Genomic DNA, 26,323 nt, shown 5'->3' with positions numbered 1-26,323 from the left:
TTAACTATATATTCCATTAAAATCACTTCAAAAATTTGAGGTGATTTTTTTATTAACAATAAAAAAACACTCTTCATTACTAACATTATATCAGTTATTAACAACAAAATATGAATTACTATTTTTAAATTACTTTTCAAAACAACTATCTTTGCATTATGGCGCAGAAAGAAACATTATCATCTCTTACACATGGAAACTTTGCAAAAGAACTTTCAATTGCTGATGGAAAGATGCCTCCTAATGCAATAGATTTTGAAAAGCTTGTCCTAGGTACTTTTTTGATAGATAAAAAAGGACTTGATTACTCTATCGATCTACTTGCTCCTGAGGTTTTTTATGATCCTAGACATCAAATCATTTTTTCTACTATTTTAAAGTTATATGAAGGCAATCACCCTGTGGATTTAATGACAATCATTCAGGACCTAAAAAAAGAGGGTAAACTGAATCAAGCAGGTGGAGATCATTATATTATTGATCTTACGATGGGGGTCAGCTCTTCTGCCCACATAGAATATCATGTTCGTGTTATTCTTGAAAAATATATTTTAAGAAGTTTAATTAATGTTTCTGCCAATGTTATTGACGCCTCTTATAAAGAGTCTACAGACGTTTTTGAACTTTTAGATAAAGCGGAGCAATCATTTTTTGAAATCACCAATGGAACTATTAAAAAAGGGTTTGATACTGCCAACTCATTAGTTAAACAAGCTATTGATACCATCAAATCTCTGAAAGATAAGCAAGGACTTTCGGGAGTTCCTTCAGGCTTCAGAGATGTAGATAAAGAAACAGGTGGTTGGCAAAATTCAGATCTTATTATTATTGCGGCACGTCCTGCAATGGGAAAAACAGCCTTTCTTTTATCCATGGCAAGAAATATTGCAGTAGGACATAAAATTCCTATGGCACTTTTTTCACTTGAGATGGCCTCTGTCCAATTAATCACTAGAATGATTGCTTCTGAAACTAAAATATCTTCCGAAAAACTAAGAAAGGGAACTCTCGACGATGATGAATGGCAAAGGCTTTTCTCTAATGTTTCTGAGCTTGAAAATGCTCCACTCTATATTGATGAAACACCTTCCCTTTCCATATTTGATTTCCGTGCAAAATGCAGGAGATTAGTAATGCAGCATGGAGTAAGGCTTATTATGGTGGACTACCTACAGCTAATGACTGCAGGTGGCGGCGGAAAAGGGACAGGAAACAGAGAACAGGAAATCTCTATGATTTCCCGATCACTAAAAGCCATTGCAAAAGAGCTAAATGTTCCGGTAATTGCACTTTCCCAGCTTTCTAGAACAGTAGAAACGCGACCAGGAAAAAGACCTCAACTTTCAGATTTGAGAGAATCGGGAGCTATTGAACAAGATGCCGATATCGTTTCTTTTATCTTCAGACCAGAATATTATAAAATTGCAGTTTGGGATAATGACGATGAAGGGCAAGAAACCTCAACGGAAAATCAGGCCGAACTTATTATTGCAAAACACAGAAATGGGGCAACAGCAGATGTTAGGCTTTCATTTCTTAAACATTTTGCAAAATTTGGGGACGTTGAAGCCGCCTTTGATATGGGAGCATCTGGTGGTTACTCATCGGGATCAGCTTCAGGAGAACCATCTGGATTTGAAAAAATAAAAACAACTATTCAACCAGGCGCTGCATTTGACCTTCCAGATAATTCTCAACTTTCAGGATCTTCTATGAATGATTTTGATGATGATGACTTTCCATTTTAGTCATTTTTAAATACAAATTGTGAGTAGCTTTTTGAAAATTATATTTTAATATCTAAAATTTGAAAATAGAAATATACACGGATGGGGCATGCAGTGGAAATCCCGGAAAAGGAGGGTATGGTATTCTCATGCGTGTTCCTGAAAAAAATTACCAAAAAACATTTTCAAAAGGATTTCGTAAAACCACCAATAACAGAATGGAACTTCTGGCCGTCATCACAGCCTTGGAAAAGCTCAAGTCAACGGAAAACGAAATCCATATATATACGGATAGCAAGTATGTTTCTGATGCAGTTAACCAAAATTGGATAGCGGGATGGATAAAAAGGGGATGGAAAAATGTTAAAAATCCCGATTTATGGAAACAATTTATTGATTTATATAATATATATAATCCCAAGATGCATTGGATAAAGGGACATGCTGGACATTTCGAAAATGAACTTTGTGATAAGCTTGCGGTAGCCGCCTCCAACTCCTCTGATTTACAACCTGATACATATTTCGAAACATTAGAAAAAAACTCTCTTTTTTAAGTTTGAATTTAATCTAATTTATATGGAAATATATTATAAATTTCATTAATTAAAACATTTTTAATTGAAAACAAAATCATTTTTACGTAAAATTAACATTAAATACACATTTATTACATAGGAATTAATATCTTTACGCGTCTAATTTTAATGTGTAATTCAATGAATAGAAAATTACTGTTTTATTTTACTTTCATTTTATTTTGTTTCTCACAAGAACTAATCTCTCAAACATATCAACTTACAGGCAACCCCATAAGCACCACAGGTTGGACGATGGTTTCCCCCACCCAATCAATGGGAGATTTTATTCAGTTAACCCCCGATACCAATAATCAATCTGGTTCAATTAGGCTAAACGACCCAATCAATCTAAAGTACTGCGATAAATGGAGGGTAGAGTTTGACTTTAGAATGGATTCTAATCAAACCGCTAATGGAGATGGTATTGCATTTTGGTATCTTGCTAATCCTCCTATAGCAAGTGTATTAGGATCAGGCTTGGGAGTTTCCCAAAATGCTGTTGGTTTTATCGTAGGATTTGACACTTACAACAATACTACAGCAACTGTAATGAGTAAGGTCCATGTAGCATATGGGCAAGTTGCCAATACAACGGACACCAATAATGTTGAATTTTTCAATGTACCCGGAAGTTCATTTCACTCACCAGATTTAAATACAACGCTTCCTTTTCAAGGTACCAACTACAAACATGTTGAAGTAACAGCCGAAGTAAACACCAACATTCCTACTGAATGGATCATAAAAATAACAGTTGACGGCAACGTAATTTGCAATCAATCATTCGCGCCTTCAGGCACAGCAGCCGGAATGACCATTGGATACTTCGGCTTTTCAGCTTCAACTGGAGGTAACCGATCGAGACATTCCATTAAAAATGTAAAAATCTATACTGATAAAGTTCCGATTTTACAAAACACCTCTTCTCAGTCTGTTTGTCCAAATCCAAATACCGGCTATGGAACAGTTAATTTAACGTCTTACAATTCTCAATTTGTTACTAATCCAAATAATTATACTTTTTCCTATTTTGTTTCAGGAACTCCTATTACCAATCCTACAAACTATCAATATAATACCAACACCACAGTAACTGTTGTTATAAAAGATAATGCAGGTATATTATGCGACAATGCTGACGGAACAATACAGTTGTCTCTCGCTCCCTTTAATGCCAGAAACATAATCCTTACAGAATGTAATAACAATAATATAGGAACTGCTATATTTAATCTTTTGTCAGCAAACGTTACTGATGTAAGTGGAGTCACAAAAAAGTTTTACAAAACAATGGCCGATCTCACGGCCGGAATCAATGAAATTACCAACCCTTCCAACTATTCTTCTACGCCTGGAAAAGTATACGTAAAAGTGACAACTCCTCAGGGATGTACAGGTAATGCAGAAATTTCTTTAAATCTACATCCATTAGTTCCTGTGCGTGAAGACACTATAGAATCTTGCTTTACAGATAATAATCCGACAAATGCCGTATTTGATTTAAATTCTGCAAATATCACATTCGATGGTACAGCAATAAAAAAATATTATACATCAGCCGCTGATGCAATGGCAGGCACTAATGAAATTATGAACCCCACTACTTATCTATCTGTAAGCAAGGTGGTTTATGCAAAAGTGATTGATACTAAGAATTGCTATATGATTACCAAGATAAACCTAGTTGTCCTGCCTCCTATTTATTCTAAAATACTGAAAGACAAAACAATATGCATTGACGAAAAAACAGATTTAGATGCAGGCGCCGGATTTGACGGATACGAATGGAGTACTGGAGCCACTACGCAATCTATTCAAAATATTCCTGTTGGAATTTATTGGGTAAGGCTCAAAACAGGTAACTGTATTACCACTCAAACAATAAGAATACAAGCTTCTTTACAACCTGTTATTTCGAATATTGATATCACTCACAATTCTATTACTGTAAACGTAACCGGAGGAAAGCCTCCTTATAAATATTCATTGGACGGAGTAAAATGGCAGGATTCAAATATATTTACGGGACTAGCGAGAGGAGAAGTAAGAGTATTTGTCAAAGATGATTACAATTGTGAGCCTACTCAGGTACAAATTACAGTCCCCAACCTCATCAACGCAATTACACCTAATGGCGATAATAAAAATGACTATATTGATTATTCTGCTCTTTCTTATAAGAAAAATCTTGTATTTACAGTGTATGATAGATATGGAAATCAATTATATTTAGCAGATAAAATAAGAAATTACACATGGGATGGAACCGCTTTTGGCAAAAAGATCATTACGGGAACTTATTGGTACACTATCTCATGGAATGAAAATGATAAAAACAATACTGAAACCAAATATTCAGGTTGGATTCTTGTCAAAAACAGAGAATAACAATTACAGCAAAATCACTCCAAAATCGGAGTGATTTTTCTTAAGAATAGCAATTATTAATTAGCTTATTAAATCCCTTTTTACATATAAAACTCTATTTATAAATTAATAACTTAACCAACTCGCTTCAAATGAAAAGATCTTTATTCAATTATTTTTTTATCGTTTTAATCAGCTTTTCTGCAAAATTATCTTCACAAACTTACCAGCTCACAGGAAGTCCTGTTATAACGACAGGTTGGGACCTTGTCTCGGGCACAAATGTTCCCGGAGATTTTGTACAACTTACCTCAGACATTGGAGGACAATATGGCGCTATAAAATTATCCACTCCTATTAATCTCAAATATTGCGATAAATGGAAGGTAGAATTTGATTTTAGAATTGATGGAAACGGAACAACACAATACGGTAGAGGCGATGGCTTTACATTCTGGTATCTTGCCAATCCTCCGACAAGTTTTACCTCTGGGGGTGGCCTTGGAATTCCCGAAAACGCGAATGGATTAATGGTGGGTTTTGATATATTTAATAATACAACTGAAGGGCAAATGAGCAAGGTCCACGTATTATATGGTACCAATGATACTCCGGCTGGAAATAATAATATTGAATTTAATAATACATTAGGAAGTACTTTTCACTCTCCCGATTTAAATTCTTCCCAACCTTTTGTAGGATCTACTTACAGACATGTGGAAGTAAATGGGCAAACAGACCCAAACAATCTCACCAACTGGATTATACAGATAAGAATCGATGGCGCACTAATTACCAATCAATCTTTTACCCCATCTGGTGGAGCAATCGGTATGACACAGGGATATTTTGGTTTCTCTGCAGCAACGGGTGGTGCAAGTGCAAGGCACTCTATTAAAAATGCTAAAATCTATATTGACAAAGTTCCTATCCTTACCAATACCGTCACTCCTTTTGTGTGCGTTGATCCCGTATCAGGAAATGATTTTGTAAATCTAACTTCTTATGAAAACCAATTCGTCAATAATCCTTCAAACTATACGTTCTCCTATTATAATGCAGGAACTCTTATTGCTAATCCCAACAATTTTCAATATTCAGGTAATACAACAATCAGTGTCGTTGTAAGAGATCCTTCTTCTACCCTATGTGATAACGGAGATGGAATCATTCAATTAAACCCGTCTCCGTTTTCCGCCAATGACGCTGTGTTAACGGGATGTGAAAATAACAGTGCAGGCTTCGCTACATTTGATCTTACAGCTGCCCCCATTACAAATGTCACAGGAGTGATTAAACAGTTCTACCCTACCCTAAATGATCTTAATAATAATACAAACGAAATAACTAATCCAACCGCTTATACCTCGCCAGCAGCTACCATATATGTAAAAGTCACAACTCCCCAAGGCTGTATAGATACAGCAAAAATTACATTAAACCTATTTCCAGTTGTAGTGGTAAGGGAAGCAACACTTATCTCGTGCTTTATAGAATCAAACCCATCAACAGCATTATTCAACCTTACAACAGCTTCAGTAACTGGACAAAATGGTATAACTAAAAAATATTATCCTTCTCTAGCTGATGCTCTTCATGGTACTAATGAGATCAATAATCCTAACAACTATATTGCTCCCAATGGGGTAATATATATTCGTGTAACTAATGGGAATGGTTGCTACTCTATAGCAAAAGTAATACTGGAAGTTACTCCACCTACCTATTCAAATCTATTAAAAGATAAAACCATTTGTATAGAAGATAAAACAACATTAGACGCAGGGGCTGGTTTCGACTCTTACGAATGGAATACTGGAGCCACAACAAGCTCAATTTCTAACGCGAGTGTTGGAATTTACTGGGTAAAATTAAAAAAGGGAGAATGTGTTACAACACAAACAGTAACTATTTATCCGTCTGAGCAACCCGTAATAACAAGTGTAGACATTTCAAACAACACTATTACTATATATACCACAGGAGGAACTCCTCCTTATCAATATTCAATGGATAATATTAACTGGCAAGATTCAAATATATTTAAAAATGTAACCAGAGGGGATAATCAAGTTTTTGTAAAAGACAGTTATGATTGTGAACCTATAAATATTACAGTGGTCGTTCCTAATCTAGTCAACCTAATTACTCCGAATGGAGATGGAATAAATGATGTGATTGATTACTCAGCTTTAGCAGGCAAACAAAATTTAGTATTTAGTATTTTCGATAGATATGGAGCTAAAATTCACCAGGGAGATAAATCTACAAAATACAGATGGGACGGAACAATGGCCGGAAGAAAAATACCTACAGGAAACTATTGGTATTCTGTAACCTGGAATGAGAATAACAAAAAAAATACACCATTTAAATACTCCGGATGGATATTAGTGAAAAATAGAGAATAATACCCAGAAAAACATCATCAATATTTAAAAATCACTTTATTAATTAAAGTGATTTTCTTGTATTATAAAGAGATAATTTTAGGGTAGTCCTATTTTATTTGTACGCAATTCTTACATTTGTAATATGAATTATTTGGAAGCTTTAAGCAAAAGATACTCTGTAAAGAAATTCAATCAAGAAATCATTCCTCAAGATATATTACTTAACATTCTTGAGTCAGGGAGACTATCTGCCAGTTCACTAGGTCTTCAGCCTTATAAAATAATTGTGATTGAAAGTAATGAAATGAAGCAAAAATTAGTTCCTGCTTTTTATAATCCATCACAAATATCCACATGCTCACATCTCATGGTAATTGTTTCCAAAAAAATAATTGAAGAAAGTTATATTCAGGGGTATTTTAAACATATTTCTGAGGTAAGAGATACCCCATTAGAAACTCTTGACCCCTTTAAAAAAAGTATTAATCAACATATTACTCAAAAAACACAAGATGAAATTTTCAATTGGGCCGAAAAGCAATCATATATCGTTTTGGCTAATTTAATGTATGCTGCTGCTATAGAAAATGTAGACACTTGTCCTATGGAAGGATTTCGTCATGATATGATAGAAGAAATTCTCGAAATAAACCCCAACATCGAAAAAGCAACCGTTACTCTCGCATTAGGCTACCGTTCGGAAGAAGATACTTTTCAACATATGAAAAAAGTAAGAAAACCAAACGAAAAATTGTTTAAATTTATGTAATTATTTAGACGATTGTACTTAAAGTAAGCATAATGATAAAAGCGGATGTATTAGTAATTGGCTCCGGAATATCGGGACTCTCCTACGCCATTAAAGTTTCTGAACAACTTCCAGATTCACAAATAATTATAGTAACAAAATCTGATGAAGATGAAAGTAATACAAAATATGCACAAGGTGGTTTAGCTGTGGTTACTGACTTCAAAAATGATAATTTCGAAAAACACATTAAAGATACAATGCGTGCCGGAGACGATAAAAATAAGCGCGATGTTGTAGAAATGGTTGTTAAAGAAGCTCCAGCAAGATTTAATGAGATCGTAGAATGGGGAGCCAAATTTGATATGAAAAATGGTGAATTTGCCTTAGGAAGAGAAGGTGGACACACAGAAAATAGAATTGTTCATCATAAAGATATTACCGGTTTTGAAATTGAAAGAGCGTTATTAGAAACGGTTAAAAATAGTCCCAATATTGAAATTTTAGATCACCATTATGTTATTGATATTATCACACAACACCATATTAAAGGTAAAGAATTAAACGAAGGAGATATTCATTGTTATGGTGCATATATTTTAGATGAAAAGACCAAAACAATCAAAAAAATAACCTCTAAAATAACATTAGTTGCTACAGGAGGAGCCGGGCATGTTTATAAAAACACTACCAACCCTACTATTGCAACAGGAGATGGAATTGCATTTGTAGCCAGAGCCAAAGGAAAAGTTTCCCATATGCAATATTATCAGTTTCACCCTACCGCCTTATATAGCAAAATGGATGGTATGTTGTTCTTAATTTCTGAAGCCGTCCGTGGAGATGGCGCAAAATTGAAAACAAAAAGAGGTGAAAGTTTTATGCATACATATGATGATCGAGAAGAACTCGCCTCAAGAGATATTGTTGCAAGAGCAATTGACAATGAAATGAAAATATCCGGAGATGAATATGTGGGGTTAGATTGCAGGCAAATGAATAAAGAAAAATTTCTGGAGCATTTCCCTAATATATATAAAAAATGTAGAGAAGAAGGAATTGACCCTTTTACACAATTGATCCCTGTAGTTCCCGCCTGCCATTATTTAATGGGAGGAATCGAAATAGATAAAGATGGACAATCTTCTATTCATAATTTGTTCGCTGTAGGTGAATGTACTAATTCCGGACTTCACGGAGCGAATCGGTTGGCATCAAACTCTCTACTTGAAGGACTTGTTTTTGGACATAATGCTGCTATGAAAACAGTAAACCTTCTCAAGGAAAATAATTTTAACTTTGATGATTTAAAAGCGGTTCCGGAATGGGATGAAGAAGGAATGAAAATCATGGATGAAATGGTAATTATAAGCTACCTCCGAAAACAATTGCAAGAAATGATGAGTGACCTTGTAGGTATCGTAAGAAGTAATCGTCGTCTCAGTATGGCACTACAAAAACATCAGGAAATTGCAGCAGCTGTTGATGAAATATACCATTACTCTATTCTTTCTCCACAATTATCGGAATTAAGAAATTTGACAACCGTTGCTCACTTAATCATTATCCAATCCATGGATATGACTGAAAACAAGGGAGCATTTTACAATAAAGATTTAGCTTAAATGAAAAGACCAAGTTACGTAACAGATAAGGCTCTCAAAACGTTTATTAAAAATGCACTAGAAGAAGATATCCAAGATGGAGATCATTCTACTCTTTCTACCATCCCTAAAGACTTAGTGCAAAGTGCAAAGCTTTTGGTAAAACAGGATTGTATTTTAGCAGGTGTAGAATTAGCGGAAATAATTTTTAAAACTTTCGACAAAAACTTACAGATAGAAAGATTGATTAAAGATGGAGAAACTACAAAGCCTGGAGATATCGCTTTTGTTGTTACAGGCAATGCCAGATCTATTCTATCTACAGAGCGACTTGTTTTGAATTGTATGCAACGAATGAGCGGTATAGCGACACTCACTCACGAATGGGATGCAAGGTTAGTGGGTACAAAAACCAAACTTTTAGATACTAGAAAAACAACACCAAATTTTAGGGTATGCGAAAAATGGGCTGTTGCGATTGGAGGAGGCACTAATCACCGATATGGTCTTTATGATATGATCATGCTTAAGGATAATCATATTGATTATAACGGAAGTATTACAAATGCTGTAAATATGGCTAAAGACTATATCAAAAAAAATAAGAAAAAATTAAAAATCGAAGTTGAAACCAGAAACCTTGACGAAGTACAAGAAGCAATCAATGCAAAAGTAGATCGGATAATGCTTGATAATATGGATGTAAAAATAATGAAACAGGCTGTACAAATGGTAAATGGAAGATGCGAAACGGAAGCTTCTGGAGGAATTACACGAGAACAATTGAAAGAAATTGCCACTACAGGAGTCACTTTTATTTCAGCAGGCGCACTTACCCATTCTGCTCAAAATATTGATTTAAGTCTTAAAGCCATAAAATAACATTACATTCTTAATAAAAATAACTCATTTCTGTTAAAAATTCAACAATCTGTTTTTTTTCATATGAATTCAAACAAAACAACAACATACTGATAATCAGAAATATAAAACACAAAAATAATGTTTAAAAATTAACATTTAGTTAATAATAGTTAAAATTAATTTTGCGATTTTTGCGTAAAATTTAAATCTAACTATTACTAACGATTATGAAATTAATCAACCAATCAATGCTAACTGCGATAATAACCTTATCTACAGCTAGCGTTTATTATGCACAGCAAGTTCAAGATACTGTTGACACAAGATCTAAAGACATTGAACAAGTTGTAATAACAGGAGTTGCAGATATCGCTAAAGATAGAAAAACACCTGTAGCAGTTTCCACAATTAAAGCAGCACAAATTGTAGAAAAATTGGGTAACCAAGAGTTTCCAGAAATTCTAAATACAACTCCATCGGTGTATGCTACAAAAGGTGGTGGTGGTTTTGGTGATGCTTCAATCAGAATTAGAGGTTTTGGAAATGAAAATATCGCCGTAATGGTCAACGGAATGCCGGTTAATGATATGGAGACCGGAGCCGTATACTGGTCAAACTGGGCAGGACTTTCCGATGTAACTTCTACAATGCAAGTACAAAGAGGGCTAGGTTCTTCAAAATTAGCCATTCCTTCCGTAGGAGGAACAATCAATGTGTTAACAAGATCTGCTGACATGAAGAAGCAAGGAAGCATTACATTGGGGTTAGCTAATAATGGATACATCAAAACTGCATTCTCTTATAATACAGGTAAAAATGCGAAAGGATGGTCGACCTCTTTCTTAATGAGTAGAACTGCCGGTGCTATGTACGTGGACGGAACAGACTTTGAAAGTTATAACTATTACTTCGCAGTAGGATTTCAGCCTAACGAAAAACATGACTTCCAATTTACATTCACAGGGGCTCCACAATGGCATAACCAAAACTTTAGTAGCAGTATAGAAACCTTTATTAAATATGGTAATGGGATTGATGATCCTAATAGAAGATATAATCCAAACTGGGGATATTTAACAGATGCAGATGGTAAAGCTAGACAATTTTCTACCAACAGAAACTTTTATTCGAAACCCATCGCATCATTTAACTGGGATTATAAAATTTCAGAAAGTTCAAAATTGTCTACTGTCCTATATGGCTCTTGGGGTAGAGGTGGTGGAACAGGTATATTAGGTTCCATCAATGGTAAAAATACAAACTATGGCCAGCTTCCAAGAACAGCAGATGGACTTATTAGATGGGATGATATTGTAAAATGGAACCAAGGAGGGAATGTTGCCGACTTTGGAGCAAACAATGCTTTCCCTGCAGGTGCCGGAATCAATAGAAGTAACAATGGTATCACCCAAAGAGCAAATATAAATTCTCATGACTGGTATGGTGTTTTATCAAACTTCAACCACAAGCTTAACCAAAATTGGAACTTCTCGGTAGGTATAGACGCAAGATATTACTATGGATATCACCCAGGAGTCTTAACCAACTTACTGGGAGCTAATGGATATCAAGAAAGAGGAGATGCTAACCAACCAAATGGCTATATCGCTACATCTACTCAGGAGACTGTTCCATCTGCTAATCCATTTGTAAAAGCTATTAAAGATAAATCTCAAATCGTTAATAGAAACTATGATGGTAGAGTACTTTGGTATGGAGGTTTTGGACAAATTGAATACTCTAACGACAACCTATCAGCATTCGTACAGGGAGCAATTTCTAACCAATCTTTCCAAAGAATTGACAATTGGATTATTGATGGGGTAACAAGACAACCCAATACACCTGCAGGAGAAGTTGTAAATAGAAGAACTCCATATAAGGATTTATTAGGATTCAATATTAAAGGGGGAATCAATTATAATATCAATGCTAATCATAATGTATTTGGTAATATTGGATATTATTCTAGACAACCATTCTTCAATGGTGTATTCCCAAGTAATCGCCAGGTATTAAATCCCAATTTAACCAACGAAAAAATATTTGGAGCAGAACTAGGTTATGGATACCGTTCAGCAAACTTTAAAGCAAATGTAAATTTATTTAGAACATCTTGGGGAGATAGATTCCAAAGAAGAACAGGACTTACTGTTACAGATATCTCTGGAAATCAAATTCAAAATGCATATGCTGAAATATCCGGAATTACTCAAGTACATTACGGAGCAGAGCTTGAATTATTCTACAATGTTGGAAAGCTTCTTGATCTTGAAGGAATGTTCTCTTGGGGTGATTACAAATATGAAGGGAATGCATCCGGATCTGTATTCGATGACAATAATCAGCCTATCACTATACAAAATGGAGTCAATACTGCTACACTAGCTCTAGACAAAGCAAAAGTGGGTGATGCTCCACAGTTAACCGCTTCATTAGGGGCTGTATTAAAGCCTGTAAAAGGTCTTAAAATTAATGCAAATTGGAGATTTATCGGAGACTTATACTCTCAAATCAATGTAAATGATTTTATGATCAATATGACTACAGGAGCAATACCTGAGGCCGCACAAAAAGGAACTTTAAGACTACCGGATTATAATCTATTTGATCTAGGAGCAAATTATACATTTACTTTTTCTAATAAAAATGCTCTGACTTTAGGTGCTAATATTTATAACTTATTAGATACTGTTTACATTTCAGAAGGTAGAACAAGTATATATAACGATGCTACTAATACCACAAACTATAAAGGTATTGACGTTCGTAACCAAGTATATTTTGGATTTGGAAGAACTTGGGCCGCTAATATTACCTTCAAATTCTAATAGATACTTAAGATTTTAAGATACTAAATCCCAGCTTATCGCTGGGATTTTTGTTATATTTGCGTATTAGAAAAAAATAGAATTATGGATTTTTACAAGATTTTGCTTAATGCGCACAAAGGGTTTGGGTATTTGGAACTTCTTTTAGTGGCATTATTTATTATTGCGCTTTTAGTTACAATGTTTAGTTTCAGTGGTAAAGTAAATGGTTTCTTAAAGAAAATTACCTTATTCACTATGATGTTTTTTCACATCCAATTTACATTAGGTATTATTATGCTCATTATCAACTTCACCAAAGGAATGAATATGGGTGCTGTAATGAAAAATGCTGATTTAAGATTCCAATACGTGGAACATCCATTTTCTATGTTAGTCGCAGCTATATTGATGACCATCATCAATAAGAAAGTAAAATCTAGTGATTCCATTTCTTTAGCAATTGTAATTATGGGACTAATTGCAGTTGGTTTATTTGCATTTGCATTCCCTTGGGCAAAAGTCTTTGGGGCATAATATATTAACTTAAAAATTACTCAACATCAAAATGAAAGTAGCTGTAGTAGGTTCAACAGGAATGGTTGGACAAGTAATGCTGAAAGTTCTCGAAGAGAGAAACTTCCCGATAACAGAATTAATTCCAGTAGCATCTGAAAAATCTGTAGGTAATAAGGTGAAGTATAAACAGGAAGAATTTACGATTGTAAGCATGAAAGACGCTATAGCTGCCAAACCCGATATTGCTATTTTTTCTGCCGGTGGGGCAACATCTCTCGAATTTGCACCTCTTTTTGCCGAAGTAGGAACAACTGTAATCGACAATTCTTCCGCATGGAGAATGGATCCAGATAAAAAACTGGTAGTCCCTGAAATCAATGCAAATGTTTTAACAAAAAAAGATAAAATCATTGCAAACCCCAACTGCTCTACTATTCAACTCGTAATGGTTCTAGGACCTTTGAATAAAAAATATGATTTAAAAAGAGTTATCATTTCTACCTATCAATCTGTAACAGGAACAGGAAAAGCGGCAGTAGATCAATTAAACTCGGAAATAAGCGGAGATCATTCGATTGCTAAAGTATATCCTTATCAAATCTTTAAAAATGCGCTTCCTCATTGCGATGTTTTTGGAGATGATGATTATACAAAAGAAGAAATTAAATTAATGAAAGAACCTAAAAAGATTTTAGGAGACGATACATTTAATCTAACAGCAACCGCAGTAAGAGTACCTGTACAAGGAGGCCATTCAGAAAGTGTAAATATAGAATTTGAGAATGAATTTGATCTTGAGGAAGTAAGAAGAATTCTATCTGAAACTCCTGGCGTAGTCGTAATGGATGATGTGAAAAATAACCAATATCCCATGCCCTTATATTCGGAAGGAAAAGATGAAGTTTTCGTAGGAAGAATAAGGCGGGATCTTTCACAACCCAAAACTCTTAACCTCTGGATAGTCGCAGATAACCTAAGAAAAGGAGCCGCAACTAATGCAGTCCAAATCGCAGAGTACATTGTAGAAAATAACTTAGTATAAACTAACAAAATAAAAAAGAGTCTCATAATTGAGATTCTTTTTTTTGCCAAACCTTATGAATATTCAAAAAAATAGTAAAGATAAAATTGGTTTTCAAAAGCTCATTGCTTTCTTGGGAATCCTCCTTTTCATTGGAAAAATCGTTGCCTGGAAACTTACTAATTCCGATGCCGTATTTTCCGATGCCATGGAAAGTATTGTAAATGTCATTAGTGCATTTATGGGACTTTATTCCTTATATCTAGCTGCAAAGCCTAAGGACGAAGATCATCCTTATGGACACGGAAAAGTAGAATTCGTTACTTCGGGTATTGAAGGAGCTTTAATTGCTATGGCAGGGATCATGATTATTTATGAAGGCATAGATAGTCTCATTGTAGGGAAAGTCCTGAACAAGTTAGATTTAGGTATTTGGATTATTGCAGCTACAGCTATTATTAATTATCTATTAGGGTACATTTCAATAAATAAAGGAAAAAAAGAAAATTCCCTTGTGCTTATTTCATCCGGAAAGCATTTGCAATCTGACACCATGACAACATTGGGAGTTGTAGTAAGTTTGATTATTGTATACTTCACAAAAATATATTGGCTCGATTCCGCTGTAGCTCTAATTTTTGGTGTTTATATCATATTCGTTGGATACAAGATTGTTCGAAAATCTTTAAGTGGAATTATGGATGAACAAGATCCGGAGCTATTAAATCAAATTATTAAAATCCTTGAGGCAAACAGACAAATAGAGTGGATAGATGTCCACAATATGAAAATACAACAATTTGGTTCATCTCTACATATTGATGCCCATATTACCCTTCCTTGGTACTACCCTTTAAGGGATGCTCATAAAGAAATGGAAAAAATGATTGTCTTATTGGCAAAAAAAATTAATCGGAGCATTGAATTTAATTTTCATATGGATGATTGCAAACCTACTTCTTGCAGCCTCTGCCAAATTAAAGATTGCCCCGTAAGAGAAAAAGAATTTGTAAAAAGAGTTCAATGGACTCCCGAAAATGTAACTAACGTAGAAAAACATTCCCTAGAATAGCATTACTCACATTCAGAGATTCGTTATTGATACTTAAAAACTTTTAAGTTTATCCCTTACCCCTTCCCTGCAATTGTTTTCTATAATAAAACATAGGAACAATCAACAATAAAATTAAAGGTTGAATAACAAAACGTCTCATATAAAAAGAAAAAAGATAACCTAGATCAAATCTATCATAAATGCAGTAAAGATAAATGGGAAAAGTGATTCCAAATATTATGATTAATAATACTCCACCCTGTATAGTCCATTCTTTATTTCTAAATAGGCACTGTATAATAAGGCAAGAAAAAAATAAATTCAAAACGAATCTAAACAAATGACTAATAATCAGTTTTCCCCATGTATACTCAGGGAAAGAAATATTTTTATTAGCTTCATGGAAATAATTCAGGAATGGATCATAAAAAATAGTATCCTCAAAAACCCTTACACTCATGAGGCCAACAATGCCTACAATAATTAAAAACCAATTAAGAATTTTCATGTTTCAAAGCAAAAAATTTAATCCAGATTAACCAAAGAGCTACAACAGTTCCATAAATAGCTGCAGGAAAAATATAATCATGAAACATCTTTCCATATTCTTTATAATCCCTTACTACAATATTCAACCCTACAATCCTCAATACATTCATAATATAAAGTAAAGCAAGACCCAAAACTAAAAAAATAAAAGTTTTTTTTCCTTTATAAAAAGCAAGAATAAAGGAGACAAAAAGAATCATTACAGAAACAGCATTACATCCTTCAACCATTCTTGTTACATACCTCTTCTTTACATAAAACCATACTTGCTCTTGGGGAACATCATTATAAAGCTTCGTGGGATACCCTAACCAATTCTGAAGATAGCTTACTTGCTCAGCTATTATTTTTGAAAAAGGATCTAATCCAAATTCTTTAAAATGATTTAAATAGAACTGATAGGAAAAAAGCAACACCAAATAAACAATGATGAAGCGCAATAAAATACCTAAAACTGGTCTAAAATCTTTTAGCATAATACAAAGATAAAAATTCACTCGTAAATTACTATATTTGTTACATACTATGAATTCCGTATACGCGCAACAATTTTTAGAGAAATATCTTTTGGGAAAACCTTTTGAGCTTGTCAAGTTACCTCAAAGTGGTTCCACAAGGATTAATTTCTTGGCAATTACAGACGATAAAAAGTATATTATTACCTACAATGAAAATATTCAAGAAAATGAAAGCTTCTTTTATTTTTCTCAAATTTTTTCTCAACTTCAGCTTAACACCCCTCAAGTTCTAGCAATTTCTGAGGATAGGAATATATATATACAAGACTTTTTAGGTGAGAACACACTATCTGAGATTATTTCAGAACAAGGTTTGAGTGATAACGTCAGACTCTTAGTAAGTCAAACTTTAGAAAAACTATTTCATTTACAGATTCAAACCAAGGATAAAATAGATTATAGCAAAACTTTTGAATATGAAGCTTATGATCAGTTTCCTATCATGCATGATCTTTACTATTTTAAAAATTTTGTAGTGGATATTCTTGAACTTGATTATCATAAATCCACTCTCCTAAAAGAGTTCCAAAAAATAACCTGCCTTATTGAAAAAATAGAACCTAAAGGTCTGATGATCCGAGATTTTCAAGCTAGAAATATTATGGTTAGTAAAGATCATGAAATTTCATTCATTGATTATCAAGGTGCAATGTACGGCCCTTTCATATATGATGTGATTTCTTTTCTTTTTCAGGCTAAAGCCAATTTTTCTGAGATTTTTAAAAATGAAATGTTGGAATTTTATATTCAAAAGTTTGAGCATAAAGAATCACAAGAACAACTAAGAAATTCAATCAAGCCCATTCAAATGATGAGATTTTTACAAGTTTTAGGAGCTTATGGCTTTAGAGGCCTGATTCAACGAAAATCTCATTTTATTGAAAGTATTGAAATAGGAATTGAAAATATAACAAAGTTTGCGTATCATTGGGAAACCATAAAAGAATATCCTGAACTTGAAAAAGTAATACTCCAACTAAATACTGAAAAAACGAAATTAAAAATCAAAGATATCCTAAACTCTTAGTTGATCTCCAATCAAATATATTATATATAGAGAGTCACCCATAACATTCAATATCTAATAATTTTCATATAATTTAAAATAATACAATGCTACACATCGATATACATAGTTTTTCATATAAAAAAGGAGGAATACCAAAAGATCATTCTGGAAACGGAGGAGGCTTTACATTTGATTGTCGGGGAATTTTGAATCCTGGAAGAGTCGAAGAATACAAAAGTCAAACAGGAAACGACATGGGAGTTCAGCAATATCTTGAAACCCAAACCGAAATGCCCAATTTTTTGGAATTGGTTAAAAATATAATCTCCATTAACATTGATAATTATTTAGAAAGAGGCTTTGAACATCTACAAGTCAATTTTGGTTGCACCGGAGGGCAGCACAGATCTGTCTATTCTGCCATAAAGATTGCAGAATTTATTAAAGAAAAATATCCCGTAGACACCGAAATCACTCTTCATCATGATGAACAACCCCAGCTAAATTCATAAATGATTATTTCTAAAGAATACAAGTAATCTATCAATAGAATTTACAATATCAATTATCTATCCTATATAATGAAAGCTCTACTCTTCGCAGCAGGTAAAGGGACACGTTTAAAGCCTTTTACCGATAACCACCCTAAAGCCTTAGCACAAGTAAATGATATTCCTCTTTTAGAAAGAAATATAAATTATCTCAAAAATTTTGGAATTAAAGATTTCGTCATAAATATTCATCATTTTGGAAGTCAAATTGTTGATTTTTTAAAGAAGAATAACAACTTTAATTGTAATATTGAAATCTCTGATGAAACAAATGAATTGTTGGAAACTGGAGGTGGTTTGATTTTTGCTAGAAGATTCCTAGATCATGGAGAAGATTTTATAATCATGAATGCAGATATACTAACCTCACTCAATATCAATGAATTGGTTAAATATCATAAAAACATGAATGATTTTGCTACTTTAGCCGTTTCTGATAGAGAAAGTTCAAGAAAATTACTTTTTAATAAGGAGATGGTTTTAAGAGGATGGCTAAATATACAAACCGGAGAACAAAGACTTGCTGAATTTAATAAAGGTTTTAAAGCATTGGCATTTAGTGGGGTTCATTGTATAAATCCTACTATTTTTAATAAAATAAAAAGAACAGGTAAATTTTCCGTCATGGAAGAATATTTAGACCTTATGCAAACAGAATATATACATGGTTTTTTACATGATAGCATATTAGTAGATGTGGGTAGACCCGAATCTGTAATAGAAGCTGAAAAATATTTTAAATAATTTCAAATGGAAATTGATGGCACTAGAGATGAAAGCTTAGTAAACCCTAAATTCGATATTAACGAAACAAAACTACATAATAGCTTCAGACAAAAAACCTGGGATGAAACAATAACCAAAGACAGCTGGATGGTTTTTAAAGTAATGGCTGAATTTGTAGATGGTTATGAAAAATTAGCTAAAATAGGCCCTTGCGTCTCCATTTTTGGATCTGCAAGATTAGCGCCTCAAAGCCCATACTATGAAATGGCCGTTGAGATTGCTGAAAAAATCACTAAAATAGGCTTTGGGATTATTACGGGTGGAGGCCCCGGGATTATGGAAGCGGGTAATAAAGGAGCTCATAATGCACAAGGTCAATCGATTGGACTCAATATTGACCTTCCATTTGAACAACATTTTAACCCTTACATTAATAAATCTTATTCTATGAATTTTGATTATTTCTTTGTAAGAAAAGTAATGTTTGTCAAATATTCCCAAGGGTTTATAGTAATGCCAGGCGGATTCGGTACGTTAGATGAACTTACAGAAGCAATGACATTAATTCAAACTAACAAAATAGGAAAATTTCCAATTGTTCTAGTGGGTTCGGAATTTTGGGGAGGATTACTCAATTGGTTTAAAGAAACTTTACTAAAAGAGAAAATGATCGCAGAAAAAGACTTAGCTCTTTATAGAGTTGTAGATACTGCAGATGAGGCTGTAGAGCACATTAAAGCGTTTTATGATAAATATTCTGTTAACGTTAACTTTTAGTTGGCATATTATTTGTGAATTATAATTGACAAAGATGATCGTAAATCTATTGATTAAGATGAAAAAATTTTTATATATAACAGTGATGTTAACATTTTTGGTGTTAATGAGTTTCGCGTATGTAGACTTTTTCTCTTCAATGACTAAAGTGGATTATATAGATGGTAGTAAGACATTGAAGTTCACCACAAAAATGAATACTAATCATATTTCAGATGCAATAAAGATTAATCCTAACACTGCTGGATTTGAAGCTGAGGTAAAAAAATATGTAAACAATAATTTTGATGTGTACATCAATGGCTCTCCCAAGACTATAACATTTACGGGAAGTCAGGTAAGTGGAGAAACAGTATGGGTATATTTTGAAACCGGTGGCGTTTCAGATATTAATACCTTAAAAATAAAGAACACAATACTTCTAAGTGCCTTTCCAAAGCAAATTAACCTCGTTAATATTGCCTACAAAGGAAGTCAGAAAACAATGAATTTTCAAAGAGGAAAAGAGGTCAATGAAGTATCTTTTTAAAAAATTAAACTAAAAATAAGCCGTCTCAAAATTGAGACGGCTTATTTTTTTATATTTATCTGTATTGTTATTCTTTAGTTCCCAATCACTCTTACATTATCCAATTGCCAAGCGGTAGCCTCTGCTGTACTAGAAGTATATTTAAATGCTATGGAGACTTTTTTTCCTACAAAAGCATCCAAACTAATATCATCGGAATATGTCCAAGTATTAAATGCACTAAGATTAGTATCTAAAATAGCCGATAAAGGAGTCCAAGTCGTCGTCAATGGATCATTCGTATAATTATCCGTAATATAAACCTCCAAAGGCTTACCATTATATCTTCCGTCGGTTTCAAATGATAGTGCTGCTGTAGAAAAATCCTCCAAAGAAATCGGTTTAGAAATAAGCCAATCTTCATTAGCATTATTAATATTTGTAAAACCGCTCATTACTACACATGGCTTAGGATTTCCAAACTGTTGAATGTTCCAAATTTGTTCTCCTGTAATATTGACTGTAAACCAATTATCATTTAAATTTCCATCAAAACCTTCAAAAAAGAATCTTTTCCCAGAAAATTTAACATCGTCCAAATTTCTTATTAACATTTGCCATGAAGAATTATATCGATTTACCACAAAAGTAAGATCACCTTTTCCATTGGGAAGCAAGGTAGATCCGGCATTAAAGAATGCGGAGTTTCGAATCACAGCTAGATTCCCAAACTCATCCACAATTTTCCTATCTGTATCTTTTCCTGCCCCAGCTTCATAATCAAGATATTTTTTCCCTAATTCTGTAGAAGAAAATTGAACATTAGATACTTTTACAAGCATATTAATATAATTAGCATTTTGGGCTACTTTAAGGTTTGCCAATTCCAATGGCTTCATTATCGCCACATCTAACCCATTTCCATTACAAACCCCCGAAATATATCTATTCACCAACGATTCCGGAACCCTTCCAATCGCAAAAGACTCATCAACAGCTCCTATTTTAACAGCCCCCCTATCCAGACCCAGTCTAAGACCTTTTGCATTAATTCTTATATGAGCGCCTACAGGATAATCAGCATAGTTACTTGATTTATTAACCTCAATCTGTAGTGCAGCGGTAGGATTTTCCGGCTTATCCTGAAAAGAAATCGTTTTATAGAAATTACCGCTTTCATCAGAAGAAACTACATACCCATCAAAAATTTTATCTTCTGTAATCAAAACATAGCCCGAAGAAGGAGCTAAGGCTTTAAATTCAGCTAAAGTAGTATTAGTAGAAGAAAATTTATTTTCACATTTAATCGGCGGTGTTTCCCATTCATCTTTTTGTACACAAGACATCATGAATGATATGGCATATACAACTGCCGTTATTAAATTTAAGTGTTTTTTTATGTTCATTTTTAGAGTTTTAATACGTGATTTTAGATGGTTTTAGAATCGAAATTGTACATTCACAAAATAAGAGCGTCCTTGTGTATACCAGTATTTGGGACCAAACAAGGTAAATTCCCTATCCATATCCTTTGCAAAATCTGGAAATTTAGCATTTCTTGTTTGTTCAAATCCCCCGGTAATATATTTTCTGTTATTTAGAATATTATTGACTGTAGACGATACCAAAACATAGTATTTTCCAATAACCCAAGACTTACCTAAATTAACGTTAAAAAAGAAAGAAGAAGGAAGTCTGTTAGGTTCTAAAACCCTTCTTAGTTCTGACTGTGTCAAATTAACGAAAGGAGTAAAAGAATTTTTATTTTGAATAAAATATTCTGTTCTAATTAATGCAGAGGGATCTAAATAATTATCATCAAAGTAATTCCAATTAGCACCAAACCACCAATATTTTGGAGAGTTATATCTCAGTCCTAAAGAATAAGCCTTTTGAGGAGTTCCCCCTTGACGATAGTTTTTGATATATGCTTTTCCTACGTTCATATAAGACAAGCCATTAGCAAATTCCCCGGCCGCATCTGAGGCAAAATAGGTAATTGGATTATTCTGATACGTAAACTGGCCCATACTAGCTAAACCTTGTAATGAAAGAGTAGGAATAACTTTTACATCCACACCCAATTCAATTCCTAAATTTCTTTTCTTAACATCCGTCATTATTTGAGTTACAAATGCACTCTGAACAGATGTCTCATTACCTTGGCCGTCTGAAGTACTTAGCTGAATGCCATCTGCAAAGAATCGTTGAACAGAAGTTTCATTATTAGTATTAATAAGATATCCAGTTAATCTCATCTTAAAAAACGGACTCGAAATCACATAGCTAATATCATTAGCATTCACTACCATATTCTGAATATTGGGAGCCACTGCCCCATTCACTCTAGGTGTAATAAAAATATCTTCTAGATAAGGAGCTTGAGAATAACTCGCTCCATTATATACAAAGAAATTCCGCCCATTCAATCTATAGATCATTTGTCCTTTTATACCATAAGTCCAGAAACTGTAATCTTGTCCTTTACTTTTTGAATTCTTATATAAATAATGACTGAAGAGCCCCTCTCTATTTGAGTTGGAATACCCTGCCATTCCGGAAATAAAAATATCAAACCTTCCTGCTGAAAATTTCAAGCCAGGATTAATTTTAAATTCCTGTCTTCTAAAAATGTAATTATAAGTCATCCTATCTCCGACTTTTTTCGTTACATTTTCTTCACCCTCATTAAATAATCCGGATTTTCCCGGCTGATTAGTTGCCGCAAAAGGATCTTTATTTAAAACAAAATCAGCCCCTAAAAGATCTTTTACCTCTCTATACAATTCAGATCGATAATTTTGATAAGAGGCATTGAGTAAGAGTTTTGTGTTGTCATTAAAATTATGAATAAAATGAGTAGCAATATTCCATATTTTATCATCACTCACATCATCTACAAGATAATACAAAGCTCTTTTCCCTAGCTGATCATAATAATTCTTAGAAGATTGCTGTGTATTTCTTCTATACAACCTATCCCAGTCCAGTTGGGTAATACCCCGATCTCCCGAAGACCAAGCTGCTAATGAAGTTTGATAAGCATCCTGAGCAGTTGTCATCGTTCCAATAGGCCCCATAATTGACGCATTAGGATCTAATGAATCATAATAGCTTGGTAAATTTTTATAATACGCTGGAGAAGGATTCTGTACATTTTGCCAATCTAATCGTGAACCTCTATCTTTACCAAACTGATATGAAAGCGAAGTCCATAGACTTGATTTCTTATTAATTTTCCAAAAATCCTGAACTTGAAAGATCGGCTGAAATCCTTTTCTTATCCTTTCACTTCTTTGCTTTCCATTTTGATATCCCCAATAAGAGTTATAATGCACTCCTCGATAATCATATATTTCTTGCGTACTGGGGCTAGCCGTAGAGCGTCGGTATGGAGCTCCTATAAAATTAAAGGTAATAGTATGTTCATCATTGAGTCTCTTTTCTACTCCCAAATAAGTACCATAGGCATTATAAAATGTTCCTTCTTGAATTCCCTCTTCTGCCCATCTTCTAGCTCCCATGAGGGTAAAGGCCCACCCTTTTTTATTCATGCCTGAGCTATACCTTAATGATCCTCTATTTCTATAATTCCTATTGGTTATAGAATAAGTTCCTTGAAAACCTTTTCTGTACTCACCAGCTTTTGTATTTTTATAAATAACCGAAGTATTACCTCCAAAAGCATATTCAGAAGGAGAATGATTGGCTGAAATTTCAGGATACCTTGTTATTTCATTAAGTCCTCCCCAATTCCCTAAATCCACATTACCATTATCTAATTTAATCATCGAAATACCATTGAGCATCGTTTCTCCTGATCTTCCATCAATACCTCGTGGACGGAACCAATAAAAGCCAAGATCAAAAGCGGCAATCCTGCTAAAAACATCTTGAGAAGATTGTAAAAGCCCCACAGTAGAAGACTGCCCATTGAGACCATCCTCATCATCCTCATTTTCTATAATGGTAAGCCCTTGATCTGCATTTATAATAGCAGGATATAGCGTAACATTACCTAAATCTTTTCTTTTTTCATCATCGATTACATCAAACTCCATTATTTTTGTTTCATAATTGGGTTTCGTAATCATCATTTGATAATGTCCCGGCTTTATATCCACAAATTGGAAATATCCAATTTTGTCTGCCGTAACATCTTCCTCACTCCCTTTCAAATTTACTTCCGCCCTTTCTATAGGTTTCCCTTCTGCATCCTTTAGATAAGCAAATACTGTTGTCTGTGCAAAATAATAGGGTGCTGGAAATAAAGTAAATAAAGAGACTAATGACAGTTTTTTAATCATGAGTATATATTTTTCAAATACTTTTTATATTAATTTTCAATAGATTAAACATTTGGGGCACAAAATTAGTCAAATTTTACAATTAACCACTTTTTTAACACTATTTTTTCTTAACATTGCACTTATTTTACATTATGCTAATAATAATCATTATTAAACCGTGATAAATTTGCATATATTTAAAAATGAACAAGTTAAAAAAAAGAACTTTCGATTAATTAATCTTACTACTCAATGAGAAATTTTTTAAGTTTTTCCTTCATTATTGTATCAATAATGATTTCTGCCCAACATGGAAAATTAAGAAAAGTAGCAGCTATTGGCTTTTTAAATGTAGAAAATCTATTTGACACGATAGCATCAGCAGACTATATAGATGGAACCAAAGACAAAAAAAATCCTGCATTTCACAGAAGTATTCCCATAGATTCCATACAGTTTTTAGATGCAGAAAAATATAGTGGAGAATGGAATGACGATTTACTAAAAGGAAAAAAGGTCGTAAAATACCAAGGAGGTTCTGAAGAGTTCACTCCCAGTAGTTCAAAAAACTATAACACTAAAATTTATAAAACAAAACTTGCGAATGAGGCCAAAGTAATCTCGGAGCTTGGTTCAAAATATACAAAAGCTCCCCCGGCTGTTGTCGGACTTATAGAAGTAGAAAACCGGCAAGTCATTGAAGATCTCATTAAAGAACCTACTTTAGCAAAATACGACTATGGTATTATCCATTATAATTCATATGATTATAGAGGTATCGATGTAGCTTTAATCTATCAAAAGACAAGATTTATCCCCTCCAATTCATTGAAAAAAGAACTAAAAATTTACAATCAAAACGGGAAAAGAGAATATACCCGAGATATTCTGGTGGTTACTGGTCTTTTAGATAATGAAAAAGTAGCCTTCTTTATGAATCATTGGCCCTCTAGAAGAGGAGGCGAAGCCATTTCATTGCCTAAAAGAAATGCTGCTGCTGCATTATTAAAACAACAGATGGATAGTATAAGAATAGCTGATCCTTCAACAAAACTTTTTGCAATGGGAGACTTTAATGATGATCCCGTAAGTTCAAGTTTAAAAAATTATTTGAAAGCAGTCGCAAGCCCTAAAGATCTAAGCGAACTGAATCCTTATTTGAATTTGATGTACCCCTTATACAAAAAAGGAATAGCATCCTTAGCATACCAAGACGCTCCTAATCTATTTGATCAGATTATTGTTTCACAAAACCTTATTTCCCCCCAAGTAACCGGTGAATACTCGATTTACAAAGCTGAAGTATATGCGCCTTCTTATTTGATTAATAAAGAAGGAAACTACAGAGGATATCCATTCAGATCATGGAATGGAGATCAATTTACGGGAGGATATAGTGATCACTTTCCGGCATTTGTAATATTACAGAAAGAGCCTTAACATACAAGTATGTTTATTATTTACAGTTCAAGAAATGAGTGAAATATTCCACTTCTCACTGGATCAAATTTTATAAATAAATTCAAATCGATCATAAATAAAAAAGGCTCAGCATTATCTGAGCCTTTTTTATTTATTTTAAATGTCTGATCCTAACATAGCGTTACACAAAAACAGTAATGTTATGAAAGATCTTAATAATCAGTATGTAAAACGTAGTCAAAAAGACTATAGCCTATCCTTTAAACTCTCTGTAGTACAAGAAGTG

Annotated in this window: 21 protein-coding genes; 17 read left to right on the top strand and 4 right to left on the bottom strand. The window is 33.6% G+C overall.

What is annotated here, in order from left to right; translation table 11 throughout:
• The first annotated feature begins 158 nt into the window (after nucleotides 1–158).
• The 11 genes from dnaB (at nucleotide 159) to CHRY9293_RS15095 (ending at nucleotide 15,706) form a co-directional block, all read left to right on the top strand.
• Complete coding sequence (dnaB, locus tag CHRY9293_RS15145; protein WP_122545815.1) at nucleotides 159–1,748, top strand: replicative DNA helicase; 1,590 nt, start codon at nucleotides 159–161, stop codon at nucleotides 1,746–1,748.
• A gap of 59 nt (nucleotides 1,749–1,807) precedes the next feature.
• The gene (gene rnhA / locus CHRY9293_RS15140; protein ID WP_162033747.1) at nucleotides 1,808–2,284 is read left to right on the top strand and encodes a ribonuclease HI; all 477 of its coding nucleotides are present in this window, start codon (nucleotides 1,808–1,810) and stop codon (nucleotides 2,282–2,284) included.
• Between the two features lie 162 nt (nucleotides 2,285–2,446).
• A complete protein-coding gene (locus CHRY9293_RS15135) occupies nucleotides 2,447–4,696 on the top strand; it encodes a T9SS type B sorting domain-containing protein (RefSeq protein ID WP_162033746.1) in 2,250 nt (749 codons plus the stop codon).
• A 131-nt stretch (nucleotides 4,697–4,827) separates the two neighbouring features.
• Nucleotides 4,828–7,086, top strand: a complete 2,259-nt coding sequence (locus CHRY9293_RS15130) for a T9SS type B sorting domain-containing protein (RefSeq protein ID WP_162033745.1) — start codon at nucleotides 4,828–4,830, stop codon at nucleotides 7,084–7,086.
• 124 nt (nucleotides 7,087–7,210) lie between these two features.
• A complete protein-coding gene (locus tag CHRY9293_RS15125) occupies nucleotides 7,211–7,837 on the top strand; it encodes an NAD(P)H-dependent oxidoreductase (protein ID WP_162033744.1) in 627 nt (208 codons plus the stop codon).
• A 32-nt stretch (nucleotides 7,838–7,869) separates the two neighbouring features.
• Nucleotides 7,870–9,441 carry an L-aspartate oxidase gene (nadB, locus tag CHRY9293_RS15120; RefSeq protein WP_162033743.1) on the top strand — a complete coding sequence of 524 codons (1,572 nt, stop codon included), beginning with the start codon at nucleotides 7,870–7,872 and terminating at the stop codon, nucleotides 9,439–9,441.
• Entirely contained in the window at nucleotides 9,442–10,302 is an 861-nt protein-coding gene (nadC, locus tag CHRY9293_RS15115) for a carboxylating nicotinate-nucleotide diphosphorylase (RefSeq protein WP_162033742.1), read from the top strand.
• A 209-nt stretch (nucleotides 10,303–10,511) separates the two neighbouring features.
• The gene (locus CHRY9293_RS15110) at nucleotides 10,512–13,115 is read left to right on the top strand and encodes a TonB-dependent receptor (RefSeq protein WP_162033741.1); all 2,604 of its coding nucleotides are present in this window, start codon (nucleotides 10,512–10,514) and stop codon (nucleotides 13,113–13,115) included.
• 84 nt (nucleotides 13,116–13,199) lie between these two features.
• Nucleotides 13,200–13,631, top strand: coding sequence for a hypothetical protein (locus tag CHRY9293_RS15105; RefSeq protein WP_122545807.1), 432 nt, complete (start codon nucleotides 13,200–13,202; stop codon nucleotides 13,629–13,631).
• Between the two features lie 31 nt (nucleotides 13,632–13,662).
• On the top strand, nucleotides 13,663–14,655 hold the full coding sequence (locus tag CHRY9293_RS15100; RefSeq protein WP_162033740.1) for an aspartate-semialdehyde dehydrogenase: 993 nt from the start codon (nucleotides 13,663–13,665) through the stop codon (nucleotides 14,653–14,655).
• Nucleotides 14,656–14,710: 55 nt separating this feature from the next.
• The gene (locus tag CHRY9293_RS15095) at nucleotides 14,711–15,706 is read left to right on the top strand and encodes a cation diffusion facilitator family transporter (protein ID WP_162033739.1); all 996 of its coding nucleotides are present in this window, start codon (nucleotides 14,711–14,713) and stop codon (nucleotides 15,704–15,706) included.
• A gap of 49 nt (nucleotides 15,707–15,755) precedes the next feature.
• Here CHRY9293_RS15095 and CHRY9293_RS15090 read toward each other — a convergent pair whose 3' ends face one another.
• A complete protein-coding gene (locus CHRY9293_RS15090) occupies nucleotides 15,756–16,196 on the bottom strand; it encodes an exosortase F system-associated membrane protein (RefSeq protein WP_162033738.1) in 441 nt (146 codons plus the stop codon).
• Complete coding sequence (gene xrtF, locus CHRY9293_RS15085) at nucleotides 16,183–16,713, bottom strand: exosortase family protein XrtF (RefSeq protein ID WP_162033737.1); 531 nt, start codon at nucleotides 16,711–16,713, stop codon at nucleotides 16,183–16,185. Before xrtF ends, CHRY9293_RS15090 begins: the two co-directional genes overlap by 14 nt.
• A gap of 49 nt (nucleotides 16,714–16,762) precedes the next feature.
• Between xrtF and CHRY9293_RS15080 the strand changes: the two genes are divergently transcribed.
• From CHRY9293_RS15080 to CHRY9293_RS15060, 5 genes are all read left to right on the top strand, one after another.
• The gene (locus tag CHRY9293_RS15080) at nucleotides 16,763–17,782 is read left to right on the top strand and encodes an aminoglycoside phosphotransferase family protein (RefSeq protein ID WP_162033736.1); all 1,020 of its coding nucleotides are present in this window, start codon (nucleotides 16,763–16,765) and stop codon (nucleotides 17,780–17,782) included.
• Nucleotides 17,783–17,868: 86 nt separating this feature from the next.
• On the top strand, nucleotides 17,869–18,276 hold the full coding sequence (locus tag CHRY9293_RS15075) for a RapZ C-terminal domain-containing protein (RefSeq protein ID WP_162033735.1): 408 nt from the start codon (nucleotides 17,869–17,871) through the stop codon (nucleotides 18,274–18,276).
• Nucleotides 18,277–18,345: 69 nt separating this feature from the next.
• The gene (locus CHRY9293_RS15070) at nucleotides 18,346–19,059 is read left to right on the top strand and encodes a nucleotidyltransferase family protein (RefSeq protein ID WP_162033734.1); all 714 of its coding nucleotides are present in this window, start codon (nucleotides 18,346–18,348) and stop codon (nucleotides 19,057–19,059) included.
• A 6-nt stretch (nucleotides 19,060–19,065) separates the two neighbouring features.
• Nucleotides 19,066–19,818, top strand: a complete 753-nt coding sequence (locus tag CHRY9293_RS15065) for an LOG family protein (protein ID WP_185153227.1) — start codon at nucleotides 19,066–19,068, stop codon at nucleotides 19,816–19,818.
• Between the two features lie 58 nt (nucleotides 19,819–19,876).
• Nucleotides 19,877–20,347 carry a DUF6702 family protein gene (locus CHRY9293_RS15060; RefSeq protein ID WP_228442035.1) on the top strand — a complete coding sequence of 157 codons (471 nt, stop codon included), beginning with the start codon at nucleotides 19,877–19,879 and terminating at the stop codon, nucleotides 20,345–20,347.
• A gap of 74 nt (nucleotides 20,348–20,421) precedes the next feature.
• Here CHRY9293_RS15060 and CHRY9293_RS15055 read toward each other — a convergent pair whose 3' ends face one another.
• Both CHRY9293_RS15055 and CHRY9293_RS15050 read right to left on the bottom strand, forming a co-directional pair.
• Entirely contained in the window at nucleotides 20,422–21,732 is a 1,311-nt protein-coding gene (locus CHRY9293_RS15055) for a DUF5689 domain-containing protein (RefSeq protein WP_162033733.1), read from the bottom strand.
• A gap of 33 nt (nucleotides 21,733–21,765) precedes the next feature.
• Nucleotides 21,766–24,633 (bottom strand): carboxypeptidase regulatory-like domain-containing protein, encoded by a 2,868-nt coding sequence (locus CHRY9293_RS15050; protein WP_162033732.1) that lies wholly within the window; start codon nucleotides 24,631–24,633, stop codon nucleotides 21,766–21,768.
• 234 nt (nucleotides 24,634–24,867) lie between these two features.
• Here CHRY9293_RS15050 and CHRY9293_RS15045 point away from each other — a divergent pair, with 234 nt between their 5' ends.
• A complete protein-coding gene (locus tag CHRY9293_RS15045; protein ID WP_162033731.1) occupies nucleotides 24,868–26,055 on the top strand; it encodes an endonuclease/exonuclease/phosphatase family protein in 1,188 nt (395 codons plus the stop codon).
• The last annotated feature ends 268 nt before the right edge of the window (nucleotides 26,056–26,323 follow it).

This window comes from Chryseobacterium potabilaquae (genome assembly GCF_902728265.1).
In the GTDB taxonomy this organism is placed as follows: Bacteria; Bacteroidota; Bacteroidia; order Flavobacteriales; family Weeksellaceae; genus Chryseobacterium; species Chryseobacterium potabilaquae.
The sequence above is the reverse complement of the archived record's forward strand: the minus strand, read 5'-3'. Positions and strand labels throughout refer to the sequence as shown.

What these genes read in the sequence shown, in the direction of transcription:
- dnaB (WP_122545815.1), top strand. Translation starts at nt 159, where the DNA reads ATGGCGCAGAAAGAAACATTATCATCTCTTACACATGGAAACTTTGCA.
- CHRY9293_RS15135 (WP_162033746.1), top strand. Translation starts at nt 2,447, where the DNA reads ATGAATAGAAAATTACTGTTTTATTTTACTTTCATTTTATTTTGTTTC.
- CHRY9293_RS15130 (WP_162033745.1), top strand. Translation starts at nt 4,828, where the DNA reads ATGAAAAGATCTTTATTCAATTATTTTTTTATCGTTTTAATCAGCTTT.
- CHRY9293_RS15125 (WP_162033744.1), top strand. Translation starts at nt 7,211, where the DNA reads ATGAATTATTTGGAAGCTTTAAGCAAAAGATACTCTGTAAAGAAATTC.
- nadB (WP_162033743.1), top strand. Translation starts at nt 7,870, where the DNA reads ATGATAAAAGCGGATGTATTAGTAATTGGCTCCGGAATATCGGGACTC.
- nadC (WP_162033742.1), top strand. Translation starts at nt 9,442, where the DNA reads ATGAAAAGACCAAGTTACGTAACAGATAAGGCTCTCAAAACGTTTATT.
- CHRY9293_RS15110 (WP_162033741.1), top strand. Translation starts at nt 10,512, where the DNA reads ATGAAATTAATCAACCAATCAATGCTAACTGCGATAATAACCTTATCT.
- CHRY9293_RS15105 (WP_122545807.1), top strand. Translation starts at nt 13,200, where the DNA reads ATGGATTTTTACAAGATTTTGCTTAATGCGCACAAAGGGTTTGGGTAT.
- CHRY9293_RS15100 (WP_162033740.1), top strand. Translation starts at nt 13,663, where the DNA reads ATGAAAGTAGCTGTAGTAGGTTCAACAGGAATGGTTGGACAAGTAATG.
- CHRY9293_RS15095 (WP_162033739.1), top strand. Translation starts at nt 14,711, where the DNA reads ATGAATATTCAAAAAAATAGTAAAGATAAAATTGGTTTTCAAAAGCTC.
- CHRY9293_RS15090 (WP_162033738.1), bottom strand. Translation starts at nt 16,196, where the DNA reads ATGAAAATTCTTAATTGGTTTTTAATTATTGTAGGCATTGTTGGCCTC.
- xrtF (WP_162033737.1), bottom strand. Translation starts at nt 16,713, where the DNA reads ATGCTAAAAGATTTTAGACCAGTTTTAGGTATTTTATTGCGCTTCATC.
- CHRY9293_RS15080 (WP_162033736.1), top strand. Translation starts at nt 16,763, where the DNA reads ATGAATTCCGTATACGCGCAACAATTTTTAGAGAAATATCTTTTGGGA.
- CHRY9293_RS15075 (WP_162033735.1), top strand. Translation starts at nt 17,869, where the DNA reads ATGCTACACATCGATATACATAGTTTTTCATATAAAAAAGGAGGAATA.
- CHRY9293_RS15070 (WP_162033734.1), top strand. Translation starts at nt 18,346, where the DNA reads ATGAAAGCTCTACTCTTCGCAGCAGGTAAAGGGACACGTTTAAAGCCT.
- CHRY9293_RS15065 (WP_185153227.1), top strand. Translation starts at nt 19,066, where the DNA reads ATGGAAATTGATGGCACTAGAGATGAAAGCTTAGTAAACCCTAAATTC.
- CHRY9293_RS15060 (WP_228442035.1), top strand. Translation starts at nt 19,877, where the DNA reads ATGAAAAAATTTTTATATATAACAGTGATGTTAACATTTTTGGTGTTA.
- CHRY9293_RS15055 (WP_162033733.1), bottom strand. Translation starts at nt 21,732, where the DNA reads ATGAACATAAAAAAACACTTAAATTTAATAACGGCAGTTGTATATGCC.
- CHRY9293_RS15050 (WP_162033732.1), bottom strand. Translation starts at nt 24,633, where the DNA reads ATGATTAAAAAACTGTCATTAGTCTCTTTATTTACTTTATTTCCAGCA.
- CHRY9293_RS15045 (WP_162033731.1), top strand. Translation starts at nt 24,868, where the DNA reads ATGAGAAATTTTTTAAGTTTTTCCTTCATTATTGTATCAATAATGATT.